General features: G+C 58.1%; 16 protein-coding genes and 1 pseudogene. 5 read left to right on the top strand and 12 right to left on the bottom strand.

The annotated features are described in order from the left end of the window. Positions 1-6: 6 nt before the first annotated feature. The 4 genes from VDP61_RS11815 to VDP61_RS11830 all read left to right on the top strand — a co-directional run bounded on the left by VDP61_RS11815 (position 7) and on the right by VDP61_RS11830 (position 4,164). On the top strand, positions 7-801 hold the full coding sequence (locus VDP61_RS11815; protein ID WP_323007088.1) for an ABC transporter permease: 795 nt from the start codon (positions 7-9) through the stop codon (positions 799-801). Between the two features lie 2 nt (positions 802-803). Next, positions 804-1,589 carry an ABC transporter ATP-binding protein gene (locus VDP61_RS11820; protein ID WP_323007089.1) on the top strand — a complete coding sequence of 262 codons (786 nt, stop codon included), beginning with the start codon at positions 804-806 and terminating at the stop codon, positions 1,587-1,589. 14 nt (positions 1,590-1,603) lie between these two features. Continuing rightward, positions 1,604-2,578, top strand: coding sequence for an aliphatic sulfonate ABC transporter substrate-binding protein (locus VDP61_RS11825; protein WP_323007090.1), 975 nt, complete (start codon positions 1,604-1,606; stop codon positions 2,576-2,578). A gap of 62 nt (positions 2,579-2,640) precedes the next feature. Beyond that, positions 2,641-4,164, top strand: a complete 1,524-nt coding sequence (locus VDP61_RS11830) for a sulfatase (RefSeq protein ID WP_323007091.1) — start codon at positions 2,641-2,643, stop codon at positions 4,162-4,164. 164 nt (positions 4,165-4,328) lie between these two features. Here the strand turns inward: VDP61_RS11830 and lpxK are convergent, their stop codons facing one another. The 10 genes and pseudogenes from lpxK to VDP61_RS11880 form a co-directional block, all read right to left on the bottom strand. Then, positions 4,329-5,360, bottom strand: a complete 1,032-nt coding sequence (gene lpxK / locus VDP61_RS11835) for a tetraacyldisaccharide 4'-kinase (protein WP_323007532.1) — start codon at positions 5,358-5,360, stop codon at positions 4,329-4,331. Further along, positions 5,360-6,559, bottom strand: a complete 1,200-nt coding sequence (locus VDP61_RS11840; protein ID WP_323007092.1) for a 3-deoxy-D-manno-octulosonic acid transferase — start codon at positions 6,557-6,559, stop codon at positions 5,360-5,362. Before VDP61_RS11840 ends, lpxK begins: the two co-directional genes overlap by 1 nt. 9 nt (positions 6,560-6,568) lie before the next feature. After that, on the bottom strand, positions 6,569-6,814 hold the full coding sequence (locus tag VDP61_RS11845; RefSeq protein WP_323007093.1) for a DUF4170 domain-containing protein: 246 nt from the start codon (positions 6,812-6,814) through the stop codon (positions 6,569-6,571). A 125-nt stretch (positions 6,815-6,939) separates the two neighbouring features. Then, on the bottom strand, positions 6,940-7,971 hold the full coding sequence (locus VDP61_RS11850; protein WP_323007094.1) for a C45 family peptidase: 1,032 nt from the start codon (positions 7,969-7,971) through the stop codon (positions 6,940-6,942). Beyond that, positions 7,971-9,431, bottom strand: coding sequence for a biotin carboxylase (locus VDP61_RS11855; RefSeq protein ID WP_323007095.1), 1,461 nt, complete (start codon positions 9,429-9,431; stop codon positions 7,971-7,973). The genes VDP61_RS11850 and VDP61_RS11855 overlap by 1 nt, the downstream gene beginning before the upstream one ends. Positions 9,432-9,449: 18 nt before the next feature. Further along, positions 9,450-12,183 (bottom strand): annotated as a pseudogene (locus VDP61_RS11860) (aminotransferase class I/II-fold pyridoxal phosphate-dependent enzyme). 57 nt (positions 12,184-12,240) lie between these two features. Further along, entirely contained in the window at positions 12,241-13,236 is a 996-nt protein-coding gene (locus tag VDP61_RS11865; RefSeq protein WP_323007096.1) for a carbon-nitrogen hydrolase family protein, read from the bottom strand. Between the two features lie 64 nt (positions 13,237-13,300). Continuing rightward, positions 13,301-13,729, bottom strand: a complete 429-nt coding sequence (locus VDP61_RS11870; RefSeq protein ID WP_323007097.1) for a universal stress protein — start codon at positions 13,727-13,729, stop codon at positions 13,301-13,303. Positions 13,730-13,739: 10 nt separating this feature from the next. After that, positions 13,740-16,484, bottom strand: coding sequence for a TRAP transporter permease (locus VDP61_RS11875; RefSeq protein ID WP_323007098.1), 2,745 nt, complete (start codon positions 16,482-16,484; stop codon positions 13,740-13,742). Positions 16,485-16,619: 135 nt separating this feature from the next. Continuing rightward, positions 16,620-17,576, bottom strand: a complete 957-nt coding sequence (locus VDP61_RS11880) for a TAXI family TRAP transporter solute-binding subunit (protein ID WP_323007099.1) — start codon at positions 17,574-17,576, stop codon at positions 16,620-16,622. Between the two features lie 695 nt (positions 17,577-18,271). Between VDP61_RS11880 and VDP61_RS11885 the strand changes: the two genes are divergently transcribed. Next, on the top strand, positions 18,272-20,623 hold the full coding sequence (locus VDP61_RS11885; RefSeq protein ID WP_323007100.1) for a DEAD/DEAH box helicase: 2,352 nt from the start codon (positions 18,272-18,274) through the stop codon (positions 20,621-20,623). A gap of 146 nt (positions 20,624-20,769) precedes the next feature. Here the strand turns inward: VDP61_RS11885 and VDP61_RS11890 are convergent, their stop codons facing one another. Both VDP61_RS11890 and VDP61_RS11895 read right to left on the bottom strand, forming a co-directional pair. Next, positions 20,770-21,177 (bottom strand): response regulator, encoded by a 408-nt coding sequence (locus VDP61_RS11890; RefSeq protein ID WP_323007101.1) that lies wholly within the window; start codon positions 21,175-21,177, stop codon positions 20,770-20,772. After that, positions 21,101-23,308, bottom strand: coding sequence for a hybrid sensor histidine kinase/response regulator (locus VDP61_RS11895; RefSeq protein ID WP_323007102.1), 2,208 nt, complete (start codon positions 23,306-23,308; stop codon positions 21,101-21,103). Before VDP61_RS11895 ends, VDP61_RS11890 begins: the two co-directional genes overlap by 77 nt. Positions 23,309-23,490: the final 182 nt, after the last annotated feature.

Consider the following 23,490-nt stretch of genomic DNA (forward strand, 5'->3'; position numbering starts at 1 on the left):
ACGCCGATGACAATCGCCTCAGCACGCAAAACAGAACCGCAAAAACGCGCCGGCCAGCCGATGCACGCGTTGGTTTTGGGGACACTATCTTTTGTGTTCGGCATCGGGCTTTGGTGGCTTGCCACAAGTTCGGGCCTGTCCATCCTGCCCAGCCCGCCAGCGGTGGCGACAAGGTTTGTCGAGGTTTTGCTGAGCGGCCAGCTTTTGCACGATGCGGGCGCGTCGCTTGCGCGGGTTCTGACCGGCTTTGCGCTGGGGGTTCTGGTTGCGGTTCCAGTGGGCTTTTTGATGGGGTGGTATAAAACGGCGCGCGGGTTGATTGATCCCTGGATCCAGTTTTTCCGTGTGGTGCCGCCGCTGGCAATCATTCCTTTGGCAATTGTGACCATGGGCATTGACGAAACGCCAAAGATATTTGTCATCTTTCTTGCAGCCTTTCTGTCGTCGGTCGTGGCGACCTATCAGGGCGTTATCAGCGTCGATAAAACCTATATCAACGCGGCACGGGTGCTTGGGGCCTCGGATGGGGTCATTTTTACCAAGGTTGTGATCCCTGCATCTACGCCTTTTATCCTTGTTGGTTTTCGTATCGGTCTTGGTGCTGCCTGGGCGACGGTGGTCGCGGCGGAACTGATCGCAGCGCAATCGGGGCTTGGGTTTCGGATGCAGCAAGCGCAGCTCTATTACGATCTGCCGACGATCTTCGTCTCGCTGATCATGATCGGGGTTTTGGGATTGATCATGGATCGAATTGTGGTCTGGGCTGACACACACCTGACCTCATGGCAGGAAAGGATGTAATCATGGCCGCAACCGAGCCCAAAGTTCGCTTTGAAAAAGTGACCAAAGTTTTTGGCGATGGAGAGAGCGCTTTCACCGCCCTTCAGGCCCTTGATCTGGATATCGGCGATGGTGAGATTGTCACTGTTGTGGGCCCTTCAGGCTGCGGTAAATCCACGGCGATGAATATTGTCGCGGGCTTGCAAGACGTGACTTCAGGGCGCTGCCTTGTGAACGGGGTCGAGGTGCATGGCCCCGGCCCTGACCGTGGTGTCATCTTTCAGCAATATGCGCTGTTCCCGTGGCTGACCGTGCGCAAGAATGTTGAATTCGGGCTGAAGTTGCAAGGCATGAACAGCGTTGAACGCCGCAAACGGGCCGAACATTATATCGGCCTTGTTGGCCTGTCCGATTTTGCTGATGCTTTGCCCAAAACCCTATCGGGGGGCATGAAACAACGCTGCGCCATTGCACGCGCCTATGCGGTCAACCCCAATGTTTTGTTGATGGATGAACCTTTTGGCGCGTTGGATGCGCTGACGCGGGTGCGGCTGCAAGATCAGCTTTTGGAAACATGGTCGCGCGACAAACGCACCATCATGTTCATCACCCATGACGTGGATGAAGCGGTGTATCTGGCGCATCGCGTCGTGGTTTTGGCTGCCCGTCCGGGCCGGTTGCAAGAGATTATAGAGGTAGATCTGCCGTTTCCGCGCAATGACGAGATTCGCCTGTCGCAAAAGTTCACCGAAATCCGCAATCGGGTCTGGCATGCTGTCTATACCCGATCCAGCGAACAAACCGCATGATAAGGAGGAATCTCATGCACACAACCAAACGCAAGTTTCTAGGAATGGCCGCAGGCGTGTTTGCCCTGACCGCAAGCCTTGCCACATCCGCATTTGCCGAAGAGATGACGAAAATCCGCATGGGTTATATCGCTGATTATTTCGGGACCTCGATGGTCGCTATCGCCACCGAAAAGGGGCTCTGGGCCAAGAATGGCCTTGATGCCGAGCTCAAGATTTTCACCAATGGCCCGATTCAGGTGCAGGCACTCAATGCCGGTTCGTTGGATTTTGCTTATATCGGGCCGGGCGCTTTGTGGTTGCCTGCCAGCGGTCAAGCCAAAGTGATCGCTGTCAACGCCTTGGGCTATACTGATCGCGTGATCGCACAGCCGGGGATTGCAGACATGGCCGGGCTGAAGGGCAAAAAGGTCGGCGTGCCCGAAGGCACTTCGGGCGATATGCTGATGCGCCTTGCGCTGGAGCGTGCAGGCATGACGATGGATGATATTGAGGTGGTCAAGATGGACCCCAGCACGATCGTCACAGCGTTTGCTTCGGGCCAGATTGACGGTGCGGGGATCTGGTATCCTTTTGTTGATGTGATCAAGCAGCGGATCCCCGATCTGGGTGAGCTCAGCTCTAACGAGGATTTCTTTCCAGATATCGCTTTCCCGTCGACTTTCATCGTCAGCGATGCAAAATCCGGGGATGATGCGATGATCCTGAAGGTCAATGCCGTGATCAAGGAAGCCCTGGATTTTCGCCGCGACAATCTGGATGAGGCGGTCAGCATAACCGCGAAATTCCTTGGCGTGCCAGAAGGCCCGCTGAAGGCCGAAGCAGTGTTGGCAAAATTGCCGTCCAGCAAAGAGTTCGAAGACCTGACGCGCGAAGGCAAAGTTGATAATTGGCTCGACACGCTGGCCAAGCTTTATACCCAGTTCGGCAAAATCGAAAAGCCGCTGCCCGCGTCTGAATTTTATCTGGGCAAGCTTTACGCACAGTAATTCGTAAGGCCAGCCGCATCGTTTGCGGCTGGCCCCAACCACATCTCAGCCACGAGGATCGCATGACCCGCCCCAACATCCTGTTTATCATGTGCGACGATCACGCCGCCGCTGCAATTTCCGCCTATGGTTCGGGGCTGAATTCCACCCCACAAATTGACCGGATCGCACAAAACGGCATGCGCCTTGACCGCTGCTATGTGACCAATTCCATTTGCACACCCAGCCGCGCCTCTATCCTGACGGGGACATATAACCATGTGAACCTTGTCACTACGCTGGATACGCATTTGGACAATCGCTTGCCCAATGTGGCAAAGCATTTGCGCGCCAGCGGCTATCAGACCGGCATGTTTGGCAAATGGCATCTTGGCGAAGGGGCGGCGCACCAACCATCCGGGTTTGACCAGTGGGCGGTTTTGCCGGGTCAGGGTGAATATTTCGATCCTGTGATGATCAGCCCCAAAGGCGAGACGGTTGAGCCGGGCTATGCCACCGATATCATCACCGATAAATCTGTCGATTTCATCAAAACGCGCGACAAGGATAAACCGTTCTTCCTGATGTGCCACCACAAGGCCCCGCACCGGCCTTTTGTCCCACACCCACGCCATGCGCATCTTTATACCGAAGATCTGCCGGTTCCTGCCACCTTTGATGACAATTATGAGAACCGTGCCGCCGCCGCCGCCGCCGCTAAAATGCGGGTGCGCAGTGATATGAGCTATACCGATCTTGGCCTTTCGCAACCCGAAGGCGGGGCAGAGGTTGGTGAAATGGTGATGCCCGGCGCCGATCTGCGCAAGATACCCGACAATCACGAAGGATTGCGCTTGATCGACCGCGCAACGGGTGAAAACTATACCTTTGCCACCAAACGCGAATTGGATCTGTTCAAATACCAACGCTATATCAAGCGCTATCTGCGCACGATTGCGGCGATTGATGATAGCGTGGGGCGTTTGCTGGATACGCTGGATGCCGAAGGGCTGACCGACGATACCATCGTGATCTATACCTCGGATCAAGGTTTCTTTTTGGGTGAACATGGTTGGTTCGACAAACGCTTCATGTATGAGGAATCGCTGCAAATGCCGTTCCTCGTACAATACCCCAAGGCGATCAAGGCGGGCAGCAGCTCGGTTGATATTGCGATGAACGTCGATTTCGCGCAAACCTTTCTTGATTATGCCGAAACGACCGCGCCCAGCTATATGCAAGGCACCAGCCTGCGCCCGGTGTTTGAAGGCGCGGCAGGGCAGGATTGGCAAGAGGTGGCCTATCACCGCTATTGGATGCACAAGGACGATATCCACAATGCCTTTGCGCATTACGGCATCCGCAACCAGCGCTATAAGTTGATCTATTGGTATAATGAGCCGTTGGACCAGATTGGGGCCAATGCAGGTGATGAGCCGCCGGAATGGGAATTGTTCGATTGCGAGGCCGACCCGCATGAACTGCACAACCGCGCGGATGATCCTGCCTTTGCCCAGATTTTTGCCGATATGCTGGCAAAGCTGGATGCAAAAATGGCCGAAATCGGCGAAGAACCTCGCCACGATAGTCTGGCAATCCTTGCGTGAGATGCGCGGGCCTGGGGTGACGCGGATGCGGCTGTGAAACGCCCCCCGCGCGCCTTGCTATCCGTGGTTTTGTACCCGGTATGAAGCTTGGCAAGGGGCGCGCCCGACCGACGATGTGCCAGACCCGCGGTGCCTTTTTCCACCCCAAGGAAAAGAATGCACCATCAAGGGCCGGGGCTGAACTTCTGGCCTGCGCTGGCGGGGGGCAGGCCCAATTGATCAAAGGCGTCGTCCAGCCCTTGCCACGCCTCCAGGCGCAGCCGCACGGGAAGGGTCAAGACCCTGGGCCGAAAGGCGGGCGGCAGGCGCACGGCGTCTTTCTCGGTGGTGACAAGCTGCGCCCCCAGGTTTGTCGCTTCATGGGCCAATCGCCGCAACAAAGTGTCGGTCAGCGGCTGATGGTCGCTTAGCGCCTCGGTGCGCAGTACGTTGGCGCCTGTCGCGCGCAGGGTTGCAAAGAATTTTTCGGGGTGGCCGATGCCTGCAAAGCCCAGCACATCTTGGTTGGCCCAATCCATTCCCATCTGCAAAACCTCTAACTGGCCTTTTAGATGCGGCAGGTGCAACGCAGCGCCCCATAGGTTTGCAAACTGGTCCTGGGCTGCGGAATCGCCGATGGATAACAGCATATCCGCACGGGCAAGGCCAACGTGCACCGGTTCTCGCAGCGGGCCGGCGGGCAGGCAGCGGCCATTGCCAAAACCGCGCTGGGCATCAACAACGATGATCGACAGATCCTTGATTACCCCAGGGTTTTGAAACCCGTCATCAAGCAAGACCACCTGCGCGCCCGCATCTTGCGCGGCCTGCACGCCTGCCGCACGGTCGCGCGCGATCCATGTGGGGGTGAAGGCCGACAGAAGCAAAGCCTCATCGCCGGTGTCGGCCGCAGAGTGCTGGCGTTCATTCACGCGCAAAGGGCCAGAAAGCCGCCCGCCATGCCCGCGCAAGACGACATGCACGCCCAGCCCCCGCGCGGCAAGCCGTTCGATCAGGGCGATGGTCGTAGGGGTTTTGCCGGTGCCCCCGGCATTCAGATTGCCGATGCAGATGACTGGCACATCGGCCTTGAACGCGCCGGGCCTTCGCAGACGGCGGGCGGTTGCTGCGGCATAGGCCCAGCCCAAGGGCGCAAGCAGACGCGCGCGAAAACCGGGGCTGTTTGGGGGGGTATACCAAAAGGCCGGGGCCTGCATCATGCCTCCGCATCCAAAATCTTGCACAGTGCCGCAACGGTCTTTTCGGTCGCCTCGGCCCCGTCGGATTCTACCGCCCAGGCGGCCTGTGCAAACCGCGCTGCACGATCAGGTTCCATCAATTCACCCAAAGTGCTGGCAAGGTCAGCCGCACCCTTTACAAGGCTGGTCGCTGATCCTGCGGCAAGCCTGCCAAGGGCCGCGCCAAACTGCCCGCCGTGAGGCCCGTGAATGATGGCAGAGCCAAGGGCAGCCGGTTCCAACGGGTCGCGCGAAAGACCGACAGACCCCAGACCGCCACCGATATAGGTAATGGGGGCAAGCCGATACCACAGCCCAAACCGGGTATCGGGGTCAGCAATAAGCACCTGCACATCGGGGTCGGGTTTTTCGTCACAATTGCAGCGTGCGGTGGTCCAGCCTTCCTCTTGTTCCATCCGTGCGGCCAGCGCGGTTATGCGAGAGGGGTTTTTGGGGGCGATGATCAACAGCAGCCGATGCGCCAGTTTCATGCCTGCGCGATGCGCGCTGATCACGGCCGTTTCCTCGGCCTCGGGCACCCCCGCGGCAAACCAGACCGGGCGCGTGGCCAGTCGCGAGGCGAGGGCGCCACGTTCCGCCTCATTGCAGGGCAGCACGGCGCTGGGGTATTCCATCCGGCCTGTCACCTGCAGGTTTTTCATATCGGCCCCGGCGCGGCGCAGGGCGCGGGCAGCGACTTGATCGACAGCAAGTATCATGCTGAAACTGCCCAGAAGACCGCGCAGCAGCCCCGGCCACCACCCTTCACGCCCGCGCAAGATTGCCGGGCTGCGCGCACCTACCAACGTAACAGGGATGCGCCGTTCATGGCTTTCATGCAGCAAGGCTGGGCGCAACTCGCCTTCGGCAAAGGCGATCAGATCGGGCTTCCAATGGTCCAGAACGGCGCGCGCCTCGGCTGGATTATCCTCGGGCGGGGGTTGCCAGATGACGCCGGGGTGGGGGACGGCAGGCTTGGACGGGGTTGTCAAAAGGATGTTGAGGTTGTGGTCTTCCTCCAGCCTGGCGGCAAGACCCATCATTTGGGCAGCACTGTCCGGCCCCGGCGCATGCAGCCAGACCAGCGTGCCCAGCGGGCGCGCCGGGCGGTCTGCCTTGGTGGCGACCGCCGCACGGTTTGCAAGATTATAGAGCGTCAGGCCAAGTGAATAGGCCATGATACGCGATCAGGCGCCCAACTCTTCGGTTGCCGATGCCGCTTTGCTTTCATCACGCAGACGGTGAATATGGGCGATGAAATAGCGGGTCTGTGCCTCATCGACGGTGCGCTGGGCCTCGGCTTTCCAAGCCTTGAACGCCGAGTCGTAATTGGGAAACATACCGACGATATGGATGTTGTTGGGATCTTTGAATACGGTGCCTTGGGTGCTGACAAGCTCCCCTCCGAATACAAGGTGAAGGCGCTGGGTCATGGAAATCTCCGGTTAGGGTCGTTTAGGGTCAAAAACTGCGACTGGCGGCAATCTAGCCTGACTGGCGGGGCGGTGAAAGAGGAGTCTCGTCCTGCGCCATGATGCCGCGCGAAGGAAAAAAGGGTTCAGAACTGTGCGTTCTGTTGCGCGCTGTCAGGGTCTGTGCCGTTTGCAGCCGTGGGTTTGGTTTCAGGCGTGTAGATGCGGCGAACGTCATCGGCCCCACCGTATAAATCAAGCGGCCAGGTGCCGCGCGGCCAACGCAGCTCCATCTTGCCAAGACGGGGGCGGTAGACAGCCGTGTAGAGCGTGCCAAAGCCGCGATCAAATGCGATGGAATACAGCGGCGGGCGCAAAAAGGCCGAGATGAATTTTTCTTGCGGTTCAATATGGCCTGTCAGGCGTTGCAGCAAGAACCGCTCACGCTCTACCGAGGCGGTCATGCGGGCGTGTGCATCCCATTCCACCTTTTCCTGATGGTTGGTGGCAACGGCCGCATGGGTGATGCTTGTGGGGCGGTCGGGGGCCATGAAGGCGGTAAGGTAATTGCGCTTGGCATCGAGTACGGTGACATTATAGCTCATATGCGTGGGGATACGCGCAAGGGCGCGGCCGGCCTGTTCGGCTGTGGTGCAGGTTTGCAGCACATAGCGCAGGATCAGCGGAACGCCAAAACCATCCCCCACCACGCGCCGCCCGCCAAAGGTCAGGGATACGGCAAGGCCCGCGTCATTCATGCCATCAACCAACCCCCACAGCCCATCAGAGGAGCCGATGACGTTGCGGCCCTGCCAGCGGGTCTGTAGTACCACACGTTCAAACGCTTCGGGGTTATAGTCGTAATTGCGCACCAACATCGGCTCTTTGCCGGGCCAGATCGCCTGGCTACAGCCCGACAGATACGGTGGCGGGCGATAAAAGCTGAGGAAACGCGCGGCCAGATCCCCGCCACCGGCAAGGTCGCAAAGCTGCTCATACAGCGGTAAAATCTCGGGCATATGGGTTTTGATGGCAGACCAGCTTTGCCAATAGGTCGGGCGCGCGTCGACCCCTTCGCGCATCCACCAGGTTTTGTACGCAGGCCAGAGTTCAGCGAATAGCCCGGCCCATTTCGGGCCGGGCTCTGGCTCGGATATGCTGCGCCAGATCAGTTCCATTACATGATCTTGAAAGCCGGGTCCGCAAAGGCCGGACCTGCCTCGGACACGGGCAGCGGATCTGCCTTGAAGGCCGATTTGATGCCATGAATCCAACGTTTTGCCCGCTCATTCAGCTGGAAACTATTGGTCATGGACCGGCCACGCGTGACGAGGATGCCAAGATCAGCGCCTTCATAACGGTAGTCGCCGGTTTTGAGAATGCGCAGGAAAAACGCTTCATTTTCGGATTCAACTGCCCGACGGTGATAGTCAAAACGGTCAAAGACCACGCTGCCATCTTCCTTCATCTTGTAGATGCCGGTTTGCGGCGCCTCTGTCAGCCGGTCAACGCTGTCATCAGTGTGCTTGATGACCATCTGGCTCCAACTGTCGATCATGTTCGGGTTGGCCCAGCGGCTGTTCAGCTCATTCACGTCAAGCGTGAATTCTGCCTTGGAAAATTCCAGCAGGTGAAACAGGAACAAGGGCGCATCGGCATGGGCAAAGGCGGCGTGGTTGGTCATGGAACTGGCGCCGGTGATGCGGGGGTTCAATTCGCCCAGCCAGATATCGCCGGTCTTGCGGTCTATCAGGAAATCGAGTTCGAAATAGCCGCGATAACCTTCCTTGCGCAATTGCTCGCCGAATTTGAAGGTAAGGTCGCGGGCTTTTTGGCGGACTTTGGGCGGGAAGGCGGTGGATAGAATTTCATTGCCACACCAGCCGCCACGGTAAGGCGTCAGTTGCTTGAAGCCGACAAGCTCGGTCATCAGCGGGCCAACAATGGTGCCTTCTTTGGTGGCGCAGGCCTCAATGGCAGAGCCGCGGCAATCAATCCGCTTCATGATCTTGATCTCACCCTCGCCGATGATCTCATGTTCATGGCGGCGGAAATCGGCCTCGGATTTGATGAAGAACGTGGTGTGGCCGCTGTCTCCATATGCCGATTGCAACACAAGGTCATGGCCGATACCGGCCTTTTCACAGGTTTTGCGCAGATCGTCGTAGGATTTCACCTCGGCCAGCACGTTCGGCACCGATGGCACGCCCGCCTTGTTGCCGATGCGCACTGTCTCAATCTTGTTATCCATCTTGTTGCGCAGCTTGGCCTTGGGGAACCAGACATCGGCACCCAGTTCCTTGGACAGACGCTCGGTTTCCTCATCAAACATCAGGAACACAAACTTGGGCTTGCCGCCGCGGCGTTTTACAAGGTCGATGACATCCTTGTGCTGCAGCAGATAGTTGTTGATGTCTTCGATGCTTTGAAATTCTGCGTGCGGCTGCTCGGACGGGCAAAACACGTTGGGGTGACGGCCATCATAGCAATCCAGATAGCAGATATATTTGAAGTTTTTGCACCATTCATCAATGCCCAACAGGTTAAAGTTGGTCGCCGAGATGAAGTAGATCGGGTCTTCGTTGCGGTGAAAAAAGCGACGGATTTCGGAAATGTTGTTCAGTTTTTTACTGTTCATTTTTCTCTCCCTATTTTTTCATTTTTTCGCAGTATTTTTTGCAATCTGCTTGGCCAAGGCCTCGTCGGTGAACACGCGCAGGCCCAGATCGGCGCGATAGCCGTGGATTTCGCTGACATCCAGCGCCCGCATGAAGGCCAGGATTTCACGACTGACCGCCTGACCGGGCACCAGAATCGGGAAACCGGGCGGATAAGGGATGATGAAGGAAGCCGAAACCACCTCTCGGCCCTTGTCCAATTCCGCTTCTATATCGCCATCCAGTTCAAGGTAATCGCAGTTGTTTTCATCGTAAGACAAAAAGAACGGGGTACGAATATCGCCCTCGCCGGTGGCCGCATCGGGGCAGAAGGCCGCGTGGAAATGCGAAAAATCAGGCAGGGGTGGCAAATCCTGCATCAGGTTCTTGACGCGTTTCTCAAACGACAGACGTTCCATTTTCGACGCGTCATCCAGCTTTTCATCCAGATTCTTCGCGATTTCAACCAACACTTCAATCAGATAGGCGACCGAGGAGCGGGTGGTGCCGATATTGGTCATGAACAGCACGGTATTGCGCGAGGTCTTGTTGATCTGGATACCGTATTTATCCATCAAGATATCGGTTTTGAACGTGTCGCCATCCCACCCCGTGCCGCCAACCGCAAGGGTGACGCGGGTGGCATCCAGCACAAATTCGTCTTTTTCCCAGCAATGCCAAGTATCGGTCCAACCCTGTTCGGGGTCGTAATAGCTGGTCACACCACTTTCGCGATGTTCTTCGGGGATCATGTCACCCGCCGTCAACACCTTGAAATATTTCTGTAAAAGCGGATGGGTGGAAATCGCGCGGCGCATCGACATCGCCGCCTCGACCTGGCGCTGCACAAATTCAAAGCCTTCAAGTTCGACCTGACGGCGGCCAACATCAAGGCTGGCGATGATCTGATAGTTCGGGCTGGTCGAGGTGTGGGTCATATAGGCTTCGTGAAAGCTTTCCTCGACCTCGCCTTTGAAATCCTGATCGTTGACATGAATTCATCGACCCCTGCCGCAGCGACGTCAGGGTTTTATGCGTGGATTGCGTGGCATAAACTCGCACGCGGGCCTTTGGTGAGGGAATGAGTCGGGTTTTCAGCAGGGTCGCCTCATCGGCATCTTTCAGCTTTTCTTGCTGCTTGGCATAGGCCTTTTCGTGGTCGGGCGTCCGCAGTTTGGCCCGCAGATTATTGGCTGCATTCATGCCGGTGCGTTGGCGGTAGGTTGGGCCAAAGCGGGCAAAGGCAAACCACGCCTCATCCCACAGGAAAATCAGGTCGGGTTTGATGGCAAGGCATTCTTCCATCACACGTTCAACATTATAGACAATGCCGTCAAAGGTGCAGTTGGTCAGCAGCAACATGCGCACCCGGTCAAGTTTGCCCGCCGCCTTGAGTTTCAGCAGTTGCTTCTTGATGTCCTTCAGCGGCACCGCGCCATACATGGAATATTCGTTCAGCGGATAGCTGTCGAGATAGCAGACCTGCGCCCCCGAAAGCACCATGCCGTAATGGTGCGATTTGTGGCAATCGCGGTCAACGAGCACAATATCATCGGGGCGCACCAGCGCCTGCACCACGATCTTGTTACAGGTAGATGTGCCGTTGGTTGCGAAAAAGGTTTGCTTGGAGCCAAAAGCACGGCTGGCAAGCTCCTGCGCCTCTTTGATGGTGCCATGCGGTTCCAAAAGGCTGTCGAGCCCGCCGGATGTGGCCGAAGTTTCGGCCAGAAAGATATTGGGGCCGTAAAACGCCCCCATATCCTGAATCCAATGGCTGCGGGTGATGGATTTGCCGCGACTGATCGGCATGGCGTGAAAAACGCCCGTTGGTTGGCGCGAGTATTCCTTCAGCGCCGTAAAGAACGGGGTTTTATACCGGGCCTGAACGCCGCGCAGGATGTTCAGGTGCAGCTCCATGAAATCTTCCTGATTATAGAACACGCGGCGGCAGATGCCGAGATCAAGGCCCGCGATATCTTCGACCGAGCGATCCGTGACCAGATAGGCGTCAAGCTCTGGTCGCACCTTGGCGATCAGACGGCAGAGTTCCGGGCCAAGGTCTTGCGGTGAGATGTCGTCCATCTCCTCGGCGCTGGCTGCGGGGTTAAGATAGCGGGTCAGGATCGGCATTTCGACATCGGATTCGCGCCGCAGGCCGGGGCGCACGATAATCGCCTGAATGTTGTGGTTGAACAGCACCCCTATCAGCGCATCTTGCAGGCTGGGGACAACCACGGGTTCATAGATGAAATCATCCTCGGCGCGGCGCATCGAGGTCATATTGGCCTTTAGCCAGCGTTCCTGATGTTCATTCACATCATCAACGATCAGCACCTCAAAATATGGCTTGGCAAGCGCGCGGGCCTCGGGCGGCAACAATGACACTTCGTCCTGATCATCGTCGCCGCGCCCATCACGGTCCAGCGGAATTGTGCGGCGGCGGTAGGCCCCCGTGCTTAGCGCGCGATTGACGCGGCTGACGGAATGGGACAGTTCGTTCAGATGCTCGTTTTCGAACTGGCGGCGCATGGTTTCAAACGCTGCGGTCCCGGGAAAGGCCCAATAGCGTTCAATCAGTTGCAGCGATTCAAACAGTTTCGCGGCCTCGGCATGCACGGTTTTGATGCGGCGGCCATTGGGGTTGCTCACCAGAAATTCCAGCTTTTCGCGCAGACTGCTCCAGCGATCAGCGCGAAGCTGCACCGCGGAATAATAGTCATTCATTGACTGCATCGTATCGTCCCTTTCTTCCGGTAGCGTTGCAATTCAGGCAGCAGGCCTGCGCGTCGGTCAGCCGGTTATTGTTTTGCCCGATAGCGGGATATGAACCCCGTTCAGGGCCTGAGCTTCCATTTTTCCTCTGGCCAGCGGGATGCCAAGATTTTCATCGGCCTCGGCGGGCGCCGGCGGGTTTTTCTGCAAATCTGATCGCGTGCCCTGCTGCTGCTTTTTCAGCGCGCCCAGGCTGTGCAAATAGGCATCCGTGCCACTGGCCCGGTCATAGATCGAAAAATCGACAGGCCGGTCGCGGAAACTTTTCAAAACCTGCCCCAGGCCGCGCATACCCGCCGCACGCTGGCGGCGCACTTGGTCAAGATCAACCTCGATCGGGAACATATCCTCTTGTCCGGCGGATTGATGAATCACGGTCGAGGTCGGGTCCACAACGCAAGAACGGCCATTGCCGCCCGCACCCAAACCATTGACGCCAAAGACATAGCACTGAAACTGTGCGGCGGTCGCGCGGGCTATGGCAATCTCGGCGTCACGATCTGCGGTGCCTGTCAGGATCGGCAACAACAGCACCTCAACCCCTTGCGAGGTCAGTTGGCGCGTGGTTTCGGGGAACCAGACATCATAGCAGATCGACAGACCAAAGCGGCCCACATCCGGCACGTCAAAGATGCAAAACTCGGTTCCCGGCGATACGCCAACCTCATAGGGCAGGAAGGGAAACATCTTGCTGTAGGATTTGATGATCTCACCTGCCGGATTGATCACGACAGAGGTGTTCAAAATTCGCCCGTCTTCGGTTTTTTGGTACATGGAGCCGGGGATGAGCCAGATATGGTGCCTGGCCGCCGCCTGAAACCGCTCTATATGCTCATTATACAGGGGTTGGGCATGTTTGGTCAGCGGCCCGAATGCCGCCAGCTCGCTGAACATCACCATCTGGGTCCAGGGATAGACGTTCATCAGCACGTCAAGCCGCTGCAACATGCCATCGACATTGGGTTGCAGCGCATTGACGTACATTTGCACGCCGGCGATTGCGAATGGCGTCATTTGGCCTCCAGACCGGTTGTTGGCCGCCGTGCCATTCCCACATCGCCGTTCCGCTTGCGTGCCTTCACCGCACCACCAAGACAGAAACAGGTGAGTTGCGGACAACCCGGTCAGCGTTGGACCCTATCAGAAAATCACGCATCCGGTCGGGTGGGTGGCTGGCCATGATCACCATATCAGCGCCTATGGATTTGATGGCGGATAAAATCTCGGAATGAACCACGCCAACGCGAACATGGGCCTCGGCGTGCCGATCATCTGGCAACAGGGAATCAAGCAGGGTTTTCAGCGCCTCGCCGGTTTTGCGGATCGCCTTCTTCTCAAAATCGGGGGGAAAGAAACCTTCGACAATGGGCATGCGATAGGTTGGAACAACGGTCAGGACATGAAGTTTTGCGCCGCAATCGCGGCACAGTTCCAGCGCGGCGGGCAAGGCCCTTTCCCAGCTTGCCGGGTCGTTGATATCAATCGTCAAGAGGATGGATTTATACATTCTGCCCTCCTCAGGCGTTTACAGGGCGGTTTTTGGGTTCGCGCCGGCGTTGTAACATCACAATCAAACCTAACAGCAGCAGGGCGGGAATGAACATCCAGTATTTTGACGGAACCGAGATCGGGCGCAGCACGCGCAGCACCTCTTGATCCCAGTCAAGACCGGCAGTCTGGGCGGCGGAATTGTAAGCCACATCATCAATCAGCATGCGGTCGCCATCGGTGCGGAAGGCAAGGCCAGCGGCGGCCAGTTTCTCTTCGCCGGTGGCGGCATTGGTCATCGGGATCAGGGCGACAAATTCGATCGGGTCGCCCAGATCGTTGACGCCTGACACGCGGACCCGCAAATTTTCACCTGCCGGGGTGTTGTTTGCGGCTGCGGTGATTTCAGACGGGGATTCCTCTATATAGGGCGGGAAAGCCATATCCATCCAGAAACCGGGGCGGAACAGGGTAAAGGCCACAAGGATCAGGGCAGCGGATTCGTAAAAGCGGTTCTTGACCAGAAACCAGCCTTGCGTTGCCGCCGCAAACAGCAGCATGGCGATGGTCGCGATGCAGAAGACGAAGACGCCTTGATACCATGTCACATTGATCAGCAACAATTCAGTGTTGAAGATGAACAGAAATGGCAGCGCTGCGGTGCGCAGGCTGTAAAAGAACGCAATCACCCCGGTTTTGATCGGATCACCGCCCGAGACGGCGGCAGCCGCAAAGCTGGCAAGGCCGACGGGGGGCGTTACATCGGCCATGATGCCGAAGTAGAACACAAACAAATGCACGGCGATCAAGGGCACGATCAGCCCGTTTTGCTGGCCCAGGGTCACGATAACCGGGGCAAGCAGGGCCGAAACCACGATGTAGTTGGCGGTGGTGGGCAGCCCCATGCCAAGGATCAGCGACAGCACGGCGGTCAGCAGCAAGATTGCCATGATATTGCCACCCGACAACACCTCAACCACATCGGCAAGGGCAGAGCCGACGCCAGTTTGGCTGACCACGCCGACGATGATACCGGCGGTTGCGGTTGCGATGCCGATACCGATCATGTTGCGCGCGCCAGTTTCCAGCCCGTCAAGCAGATCGGTCACGCCTTGGCCAATGTCGTGCAGCAAATCGCTTTCGCCGCGCATGATCGCCATGATCGGACGTTGGGTCAGCAAGATGAACACCATATACATCGTCGCCCAAAACGCCGACAGCCCGGGGGATAGGCGATCTACCATCAAGGCCCAGACCAGCACGACCACGGGCAGGATAAAGTGCAGACCCGAGCGGATTGTGGGCCCCGGAAGCGGCAGTTTGGTGACGGGCGCGTTCGGGTCATCCAGCCCCAGCGGTTCCTCTTTCGAGGCGATGTAGAGCAGGCCGACATAGACCGCGGAAACGAAGGCAAAGATGATATAGCCCGCAACATTCGGGAAGGCCGGGCGAATCCAGCCCATGCCGTAATAGACGCCCAGCGACACGGCACAAATCACGGCGATGGTGAAGGCTATACCGATCAGGCGTTGCACGATGGGCTTGGGCGTATAGGCGCGGGGCAGGCCCTCCATCCCGGCTTTCATCGCCTCAAGGTGCACGATATAGACCAGCGCGATGTAGGAAATCACCGCAGGCAGGAAGGCATGTTTCACTACGTCAAAATAAGGGATGCCGACATATTCCACCATCAAAAAGGCTGCGGCCCCCATGACCGGCGGCATGATTTGCCCGTTGACGGATGACGCCACCTCAACCGCGCCGGCCTTTTCAGCCGAAAAGCCGACCTTTTTCATCAGCGGAATGGTGAAAGTGCCGGTCGTGACGACGTTGGCGATGGAAGAACCCGAGATCAGGCCGGTCATGGCCGAGGAGACAACGGCAGCCTTTGCAGGCCCGCCGCGCATATGGCCCATCAGGGAAAACGCCACCTGAATGAAGTAATTGCCAGCCCCCGCCTTATCCAGCAAAGAGCCGAACAGCACGAACAGGAACACGAAAGAGGTGGACACCCCAAGCGCGATGCCAAATACGCCTTCGGTGGTGATCCACTGGTGGTTCACAATTTCCGACAGGTTGTTGCCCTTGTGCGCGATGATATCGGGCATTTGCGGGCCAAGGACGGTATAGACGAGAAAGACCGAGGCCACGATCATCAGGGCTGGCCCAAGCGCGCGGCGCGTCGCCTCTAGCAAGATCATCAGGCCGATGACAGCGACCACGAAATCCTGGGTAATCGGTGCGCCAACGCGGGATGAAATGTCGCGGTAATAGACGAAAAGATAAAGGGCGGTTGCGGCCCCCAAGATGGCCAGCGCCCATTCCCAAACCGGAATCCGGTTTTTGGGCGAACCGAGTAGGACAACGCCGACCATGGCAAGCGAAACCAGCGGAATCCACCAAATCGTCGACCCGTCTTTAGCCGAAGAATAAAGCAGCGTGCCAAGGATAACGGGCACAGCAACGCCGAGCATGGTTTGGAATTTGGTATTGACGGCGGGAAAGGCCGCAAAGGCAAGGAACAGCGCGAAAGCCAGATGGATAGACCGCGCCTCGGTATCGTTGAACACGCCAAAGCCAAGTATGAACGGGATCGGCGAGGCAAACCAAAGCTGGAACAAGGACCAGATCAGCGCCACGATGGTAACAAACACGCCAACCGAACCTGTTGTGCCGCGCGCGCCGGTATCCGAGGCGGCGACGATTGCGTCAAGCTCGGTCTGGCTTAGCCCTACCTTTTCAGCGGCGGTCTTTCCTTGGTCAGTTTGTGCCATTGCATATCCCTGTTGGCCGCATGGCGGCGCGTCTTGTTGTTTGTTATATGTGCAATTCCGTCCGGCTGTATCTGGCGCGTGCCGGAAGCCGCGTAAAAATTGCCCGCGCGCCGGTGGCGCACGGGCAAGGGCCGGTTACATCCAGCCGCGCTCTTTGTAATATTTGATCGCGCCGGGATGCAGCGGGGCCGACAGGCCGTCCTTGATCATTTCTGCTTCTTTCAGCGTCTCAAATGCCGGGTGCAGCTTTTTGAACCGGTCAAAGTTGTCGAAAACGGCCTTGACCACCTCATACACCACGTCATCCGGCACATCGGCCGAGGTGACGAAAGTTGCCTTTACGCCAAAGGTTTCGACGTCATCGGGCGTGCCCGGATACATGCCGCCCGGAATAGTGGCCTTGGCGTAATAGGGGTTCTCATTGATCAGCTTGTCGATCTCTGGCCCGGTGACCGGCACAAGATGCGCCTCAACAGTAGAGACGGCCTCTTGGATAGAGCCGTTGGGGTTGCCAACGGTATAGATGATCGCATCGACCTTGTTGTCGCCCAAAGCTGCGGCCTGCTCGGCTGGCTTCAACTCGGATGCCAGAGCAAAATCGCCCATCGTCCAGCCTTTGGCCGCCAGCACAACCTCCATCGTGGCCAACTGGCCAGAGCCAGGGTTGCCGACGTTGACGCGCTTGCCCTTCAGATCGTCAAAGCTGTTGATATTGGCATCTTTGCGCGCGATGACGTTGAACGGTTCAGAGTGCACCGAGAACACAGCCCGCTCTTTGTCAAACTTGTCGCCTTCGAATTTGGCGGTGCCGTTGTAAGCGTGGTACTGCCAGTCAGACTGGGCAACACCCATATCCATATCGCCGGCCTTGATGGCGTTGATATTGGCGATGGAGCCGCCGGTCGATGGCGCGGTGCATTTCAGCCCGGTCTTGGGTGTGTCACGGTTGACGAGCCGACAGATTGACTGCCCGACAACAAAGTACACGCCGGTTTGCCCGCCTGTGCCGATGGTGATAAAGCGCTCTTCGGCGGTTGCTGCGCTGGCAAGCGCCATGGCCCCTGCGAATGTCAGGGTTTTAAGATAGCTCATGTGATACTCCCGTCACGTTATTTACGTTTTTATTTCCGCAGCTTTGCAGGCCGCAGTTTGCTGGTTTTCGTCGGATGGCCGAACACTCTGCACGCCTTGGCGGCGCAATGGCTCGGATCGTGGTCGCCTTGGCTGGGGCATAACCCGCAAGGCCCGGCCTGTTTGGCCCCCGTTCGGGCCAAGCAAAACCTTATCAGGCCGCTACAGTTTCCACTGCGCCCAAACGGTTGGAATTGGCGCCGTTGGCAGGTTGGTGGTCCCAACTTGAACGAAAGAAAGCTGACAGCCACGTGGCGCACCGCTGATCCCCTCCTCTCGCAAGGGTAAGCTTAGGCAGGATAATTACGATATTCAATAGGTATGATTCAAGAGAAAGAGGAGATGAATTAACATTCATAATCAGTTGGTTACAGGGCTTGGTGCGGAAAATGACGAATTTTTGGGGCTTTCCGCCTTGCCCATCAACCCGCAGAAAGCGCGGTGGTGCCTGCACAACTCGGGCGCCCAGAATTGGCGGTTGTCCGCGCTGCGGGGGGGCGTTGGTCAAGGTTTTCATGGACTCTGTGCGCGTTTGCGGGTAAGCAGCGCGCTTGGCCCAGAGAATTCCGGTGCTGGTGGGCGAGGAGGCCCATACCAGTCAGGGGTGAGCGGCCTTTGAACGGGCAAGAAAAACGCCCCCTGATAGGTAGAATATAATGGAAAAAATGGAAATCGCTGGGCCTTTGGCCGCGGCGCTGGAAGCCAAGGGCTATGCGTCCCTTACCCCCGTACAAGAGGCAATGCTGGCCCCCGAAGTGGATGGCCGCGATTTGCTGGTGTCGGCGCAGACGGGTTCGGGCAAAACCGTTGCCTTCGGGATAGCGATTGCGCCTGATCTGCTGAACGGGGCCGATCGGTTCTTGTTCGCCGATGTACCGCAGGCGTTGATTATTGCGCCAACGCGCGAACTGGCGCTGCAAGTTGCCCGCGAACTCGACTGGCTTTACGGCGAGGCGGGCGCGCGGATTGCAACCTGCGTGGGCGGCATGGATTACCGCACCGAAAAGCGCGCGCTGGACCGTGGAGCGCATATCGTCGTTGGTACGCCGGGCCGTTTGCGCGACCATATCGACCGCAAATCGCTGGATCTTTCGGGGCTGAAAGCCGCCGTGCTGGACGAAGCGGATGAAATGCTTGACCTTGGGTTCCGCGATGATCTGGAATATATTCTGGGCCAGGCCCCCGAGGAACGCCGGACCCTGATGTTTTCGGCCACCGTGCCAAAGGCGATTGCGGCACTGGCCAAGGAATTTCAAAACGACGCGCTGCGCATTCAAACGGCAGGCGAGGCCAAGCAGCACGTTGATATCGAATATCGCGCGCTGTCGGTGCAGATGCGCGACCGTGAAAACGCGATCTTCAACCTGCTGCGCTATTATGAGGCCCCCTCGGCGATTGTGTTTTGCAAAACGCGGGCGGCTGTTACCTCACTTATGGGCCGCATGGGCAACCGTGGGTTCAAGGTTGTGGCGCTGTCGGGTGAGCTGAGCCAGGCCGAGCGCACGAATGCCCTGTCGGCGCTGCGCAACGGGCGGGCGAATGTGTGTATCGCCACCGATGTGGCCGCGCGGGGCATTGACCTTCCGGGGCTGGATCTGGTGATCCATGCCGATCTGCCAAGCAATTCCGAGGTGCTGCTGCACCGTTCGGGGCGTACAGGGCGCGCAGGATCGAAAGGCGTTTCGGCGCTGATCGTGGTGCCGTCTGAATTCCGCAAGGCGCAGCGGTTGGTGCAGGGTGCCAAGCTGGTGGTCGAATGGGGCTCGGCGCCCTCGGCCGAAGAAGTGCAGGAGCGTGATGATCAGCGCATTCTGGAACACCCCGCCCTTGGACCCAATGACGGCGAAGACGGTGCCTTGGCCGCAATTTTGCTGGATCGTTTTGGCGCGGATCAAGTGGCGCAGGCCTTTGTGACGATGTGGCGTCAGGGGCGGTCCTCGCCCGAGGTGCTGTCGGACGTGGCAAAACCGGGCGAGCGGCCAGAGCCGAAACCGCGCGCAGAATTTGGCGCGTCGGTTTGGTATACGATTTCGGTGGGCCACACAGGCCGCGCCGAAGCGCGCTGGCTGTTGCCCAAGATTTGCGAAGCGGGCGGCATTACCAAGGACGGTATCGGGGCTATTCGCGTGCAAACCGACCTGACCTATGTGCAGATCGGCAAGGATGTGGCCGATAAGTTTGGTGCAGGTCTTGCGCTGGAAGAAGGCGTTGAAATGAAGCGGATGGACGGCGAGCCAGTCTTGGATCGCCCCGATCGCCCGGCCCGCGCACCCCGTGCCGAGCCGCGTGCGGAAAAGCCCGCGTACAAGCCCAAGCCTTCGCGCTTTGTCGAAGATGACGCCCCTCTCCCCGAGCGCAAACCCTATACCAAGCGCGAGCCTGCCGCAGCCAAGCCTGTGTGGTCTGCGGATGATGGTGCAGCCAAAGGGTTTGAGGCGCGCGATGGTGAAAAGCCAAAATATGCGCCGGCCAAGAAAGCCTATGCCAAAGCTGAAGGCGGCAAGACGCCTTATGCCAAGGCCGACACCGAGAAAAAACCCTATGCCAAGAAACCTGACGGCGAGAAAAAGCCTTGGGTGAAGCGCGAAGAGGGCGATGGCAAGCCGTGGGAAAAACGCGATACCGCCCCGCGCAAGCCCTATGTGAAAAAGGCCGAGGCGGTTGAGGGGGCAAAACCCTATGCCAAACGTGACGATAGTTCCAAGGCCTATGCGCCACGCGGCGCAAGCCCCGAAGCGGGCGGCGATCGTAAACCGCGCTGGAAGGCCGATGATGCCGGTGCCAAGCCGCGTTCGGCCGGGTTCAAGTCGCATGGCGGCAAGCCTGCTGCGGGTGGCGAAGGGCGGCCTGCGCGGTCGGCCGGGTTCAAATCGCATGCCGGTGAAGGCAAGAGCTTTGGCAAGCCGGGGGGCAAACCGGGGGCGGGTAAGCCTTTTGCCAAGCCTGCGAAGCCAAGGGCGAACCCTACCGACACCAGCAAACGCTTTGTGCCGCCGAAAAAAGGCTGAGGCGCGCTTGTCTTTGGGAATGATCGGCCCGGCGCAGTTGCGCCGGGCCTTTTTCATGCTGGCCAGGGCAAAGACCAAGTGCCCGCGCGAACCCCGGCTGTGCCGAGGCCGCCCGCTGCATTGATTTCGCCATGGCATCCCACGCACTATGCAACCTCGTCAGCCTGTGGCGCAGAGAGGCGCGCATTTTCAGGGCAATGGGCCAGTAAAACGGCTGTGATTGCCGATTTGCGCAAGGGCTTGGTCAGATATTGGTCGATTCCTGCGGCAAGGATTGACGTATCATCGCCATCCATCGCATGCGCGGTCAGCGCAACGATGGGTACATGGCCGCCGTTGGTGTTCTCATAGACGCGAATCGCGCGGGCGGCCTCTTTTCCATCCATTTCCGGCATTGAGATATCCATAAATATCAGATCAGGTTTGAGCTGTTTGAAATGATCAACAGCCTCGCGGCCATTGTCGACAAAGGTCAGGTCAAGGTTCAGGTCTTTGACCATTTTGCGAAACACCAACTGGTTTGTCCGGTTGTCTTCGGCGGCAAGCACGCGCATGGCGCGGTATTCTTTGGCCGGGGGGGGGCAACGTAGGGGCGGGGGGCGCCGGGACGTGCAGATCGCGCAAGCGGCGGTAAAGCTCTGATCGCAGCAGGGGTTTTTGCAAAACCGCTGCAAGGTTGGCATAGCCTTTGCCATCGCGTGCCGCGGCCGGATTGGATGAAAACAGCACGATCGGCAGATCATGCCCAAGCTCGCGTAGTTTTTCCGACAGCTGCAGCCCGCTCATTTCCGGCATTTCATGGTCGGTGATCAGCACATCATAGGCATTGTCGCGCGCCAGTTCGGTGATGACATCGGCGCCAGAGCGGCAGAGCGTAACCTGCATGCCGCACGTCACCAGTTGGCGTTCAAGGATGGTGCGGTTGATGAATTGATCATCGACCACCAAAGCCCGGCGCAGGGAAACGGGCACTTGAACCGGGCTTTGATCCTCGGCCACCGGCAGCAACAGCCGAAAACCAAAGCAAGATCCCTTGCCCAGCTCGCTATCCACCCAGACCGAACCTCCCATACGCTCAATCAGGCTTTTGGTGATGGCAAGGCCAAGGCCGGTGCCTTCGAATTTCCGGTTTGCCGCAGTTTCGACCTGATTGAACTCGCCGAAAACATGGTCAAGCTGATCCGCTGCGATGCCGATGCCGGTATCTTCCACCGAGATGTGCAATTGCTGGTTGCCCGGTTCGGTCTCAAGCCCGACGATCCGAATGAGGACATAGCCTTTTTCGGTGAATTTCACCGCATTGCCGACAAGGTTGGTCAATATCTGCCGCAATCGGCCGGCATCACCGATGAAACGCGTCGGCAAGAACAGGTCGTAGTCGATCATCAGGTCAAGCCCGCATTCGCGCGCGCGCGGTTGCAAAAGCATCGCAACCTCATGGATAAGGCGTTCCAGATCAAAGGGTTCCGGGTGAAGCGTCAGCCGCTCGGCCTCTATCTTGGAATAATCAAGGATGTCGTTGATGATAACCAAAAGCGCCTCACCCGAGGAGCGGATGGTTTCGGCAAACAGGCGCTGTTCTTCATTCAGGCCCGTATCGCACAACAGTTCGGCCATGCCGACCACACCATTCATCGGGGTGCGAATTTCATGGCTCATGTTTGCAAGGAAGGCGGATTTGGCGCGGTTGGCGGCCTCGGCGGCCTTGCGCGCCTCATCCAATGCGGCCTGTTGTTCCTTTTGATGGGTGATGTCAACGCGCAGGCCGACGCGGCCACCGTCAGGGGTCGGTTGCTCTAGAACGCGCAGCCAGCGGCCGTTTGCGAGGTGTTGTTCACGCTCTTCCGGGCCGTCAAGGGGTTGGCCGATGCGGGCCTCAAGCCACGCGTTTTCTTGTCCGATGGCGTCGATGAATATCCCGGCTTCAAGGCCCGTGCGCAGAATCGTCTCATAGCTGGTGCCGGGGTGCATGACAGACGCACATTCGGGATAGATTTCACGAAAACGCTGGTTGCAGGCAAGCAGCTTTTCATTGCGGTCAAACAAGACAAAGCCGTCAGGAATCGCCTCAAGCGCGGCCCAGGTGCGCATCTGTTCGGTGATGTTCAGGGCGACGCACACCATATCCCCATCGCGGGCGCGCCTGTCAACCAGCCGGAGCCATTGCCCCGAACTGGTGTGTACAACCTCAGGTTCGATCGGGTCCCCCTCCCACCGGGCAAGCATACGGTCGACCCATTCGCTTGGGCTGGCATCGCCGATATCTGCCATGCCCTCCTCGGCAGTCAGCTTCAGGAATTCTTTGTAGGGCGTTCCCTGGCCAACATTGTAATCCGCATAGGGGGCAAGATAGGCCCGATTGGCGACCAAAAGCCGGTGATCGGGGTCAAACACGGCAAAACCGTCATGCAAGGCATTGACGGAATCACGCAGCCTGCGTTCCGCCATGACGGCCGACGTATGGGCAGCCTCCAGATCAGATAAAAAGCGCGAGTTTTGGCCCTTGAGCATCTGCGCCTCGGACACGGCGGCCTTGGTGACGTGGCGCTGTTCGACGATCTGTGCCGACAGCGCGCGCGCGTGCAGCGCCAGCTTTTCATTGGCGGCAAAAAGTTCGCGTTGCTTATGTTCCAAAAGCCGCTCAGCCGCGAGCCGCCCCCGCCTTTCCTTTGCCAGCCTGTCCATTATTTCCATAAGCTGCCCAACCATTGCCCCAAGAATTCAGTGCATTGGGGCATTCTGCCCCTGCAACCTCCTGACATTCGCCCAACAAGATGAAGCGATGGTTAATCCGTAAAGGATTCGGCAGAATCCTTGCTATTGTGGAAAGCCTCGTGGCAGGATTGCAGCAAGATTGCGGGCTTTCT

It is taken from the genome of Pseudorhodobacter sp., from assembly GCF_034675685.1.
GTDB lineage: Bacteria > Pseudomonadota > Alphaproteobacteria > Rhodobacterales > Rhodobacteraceae > Pseudorhodobacter.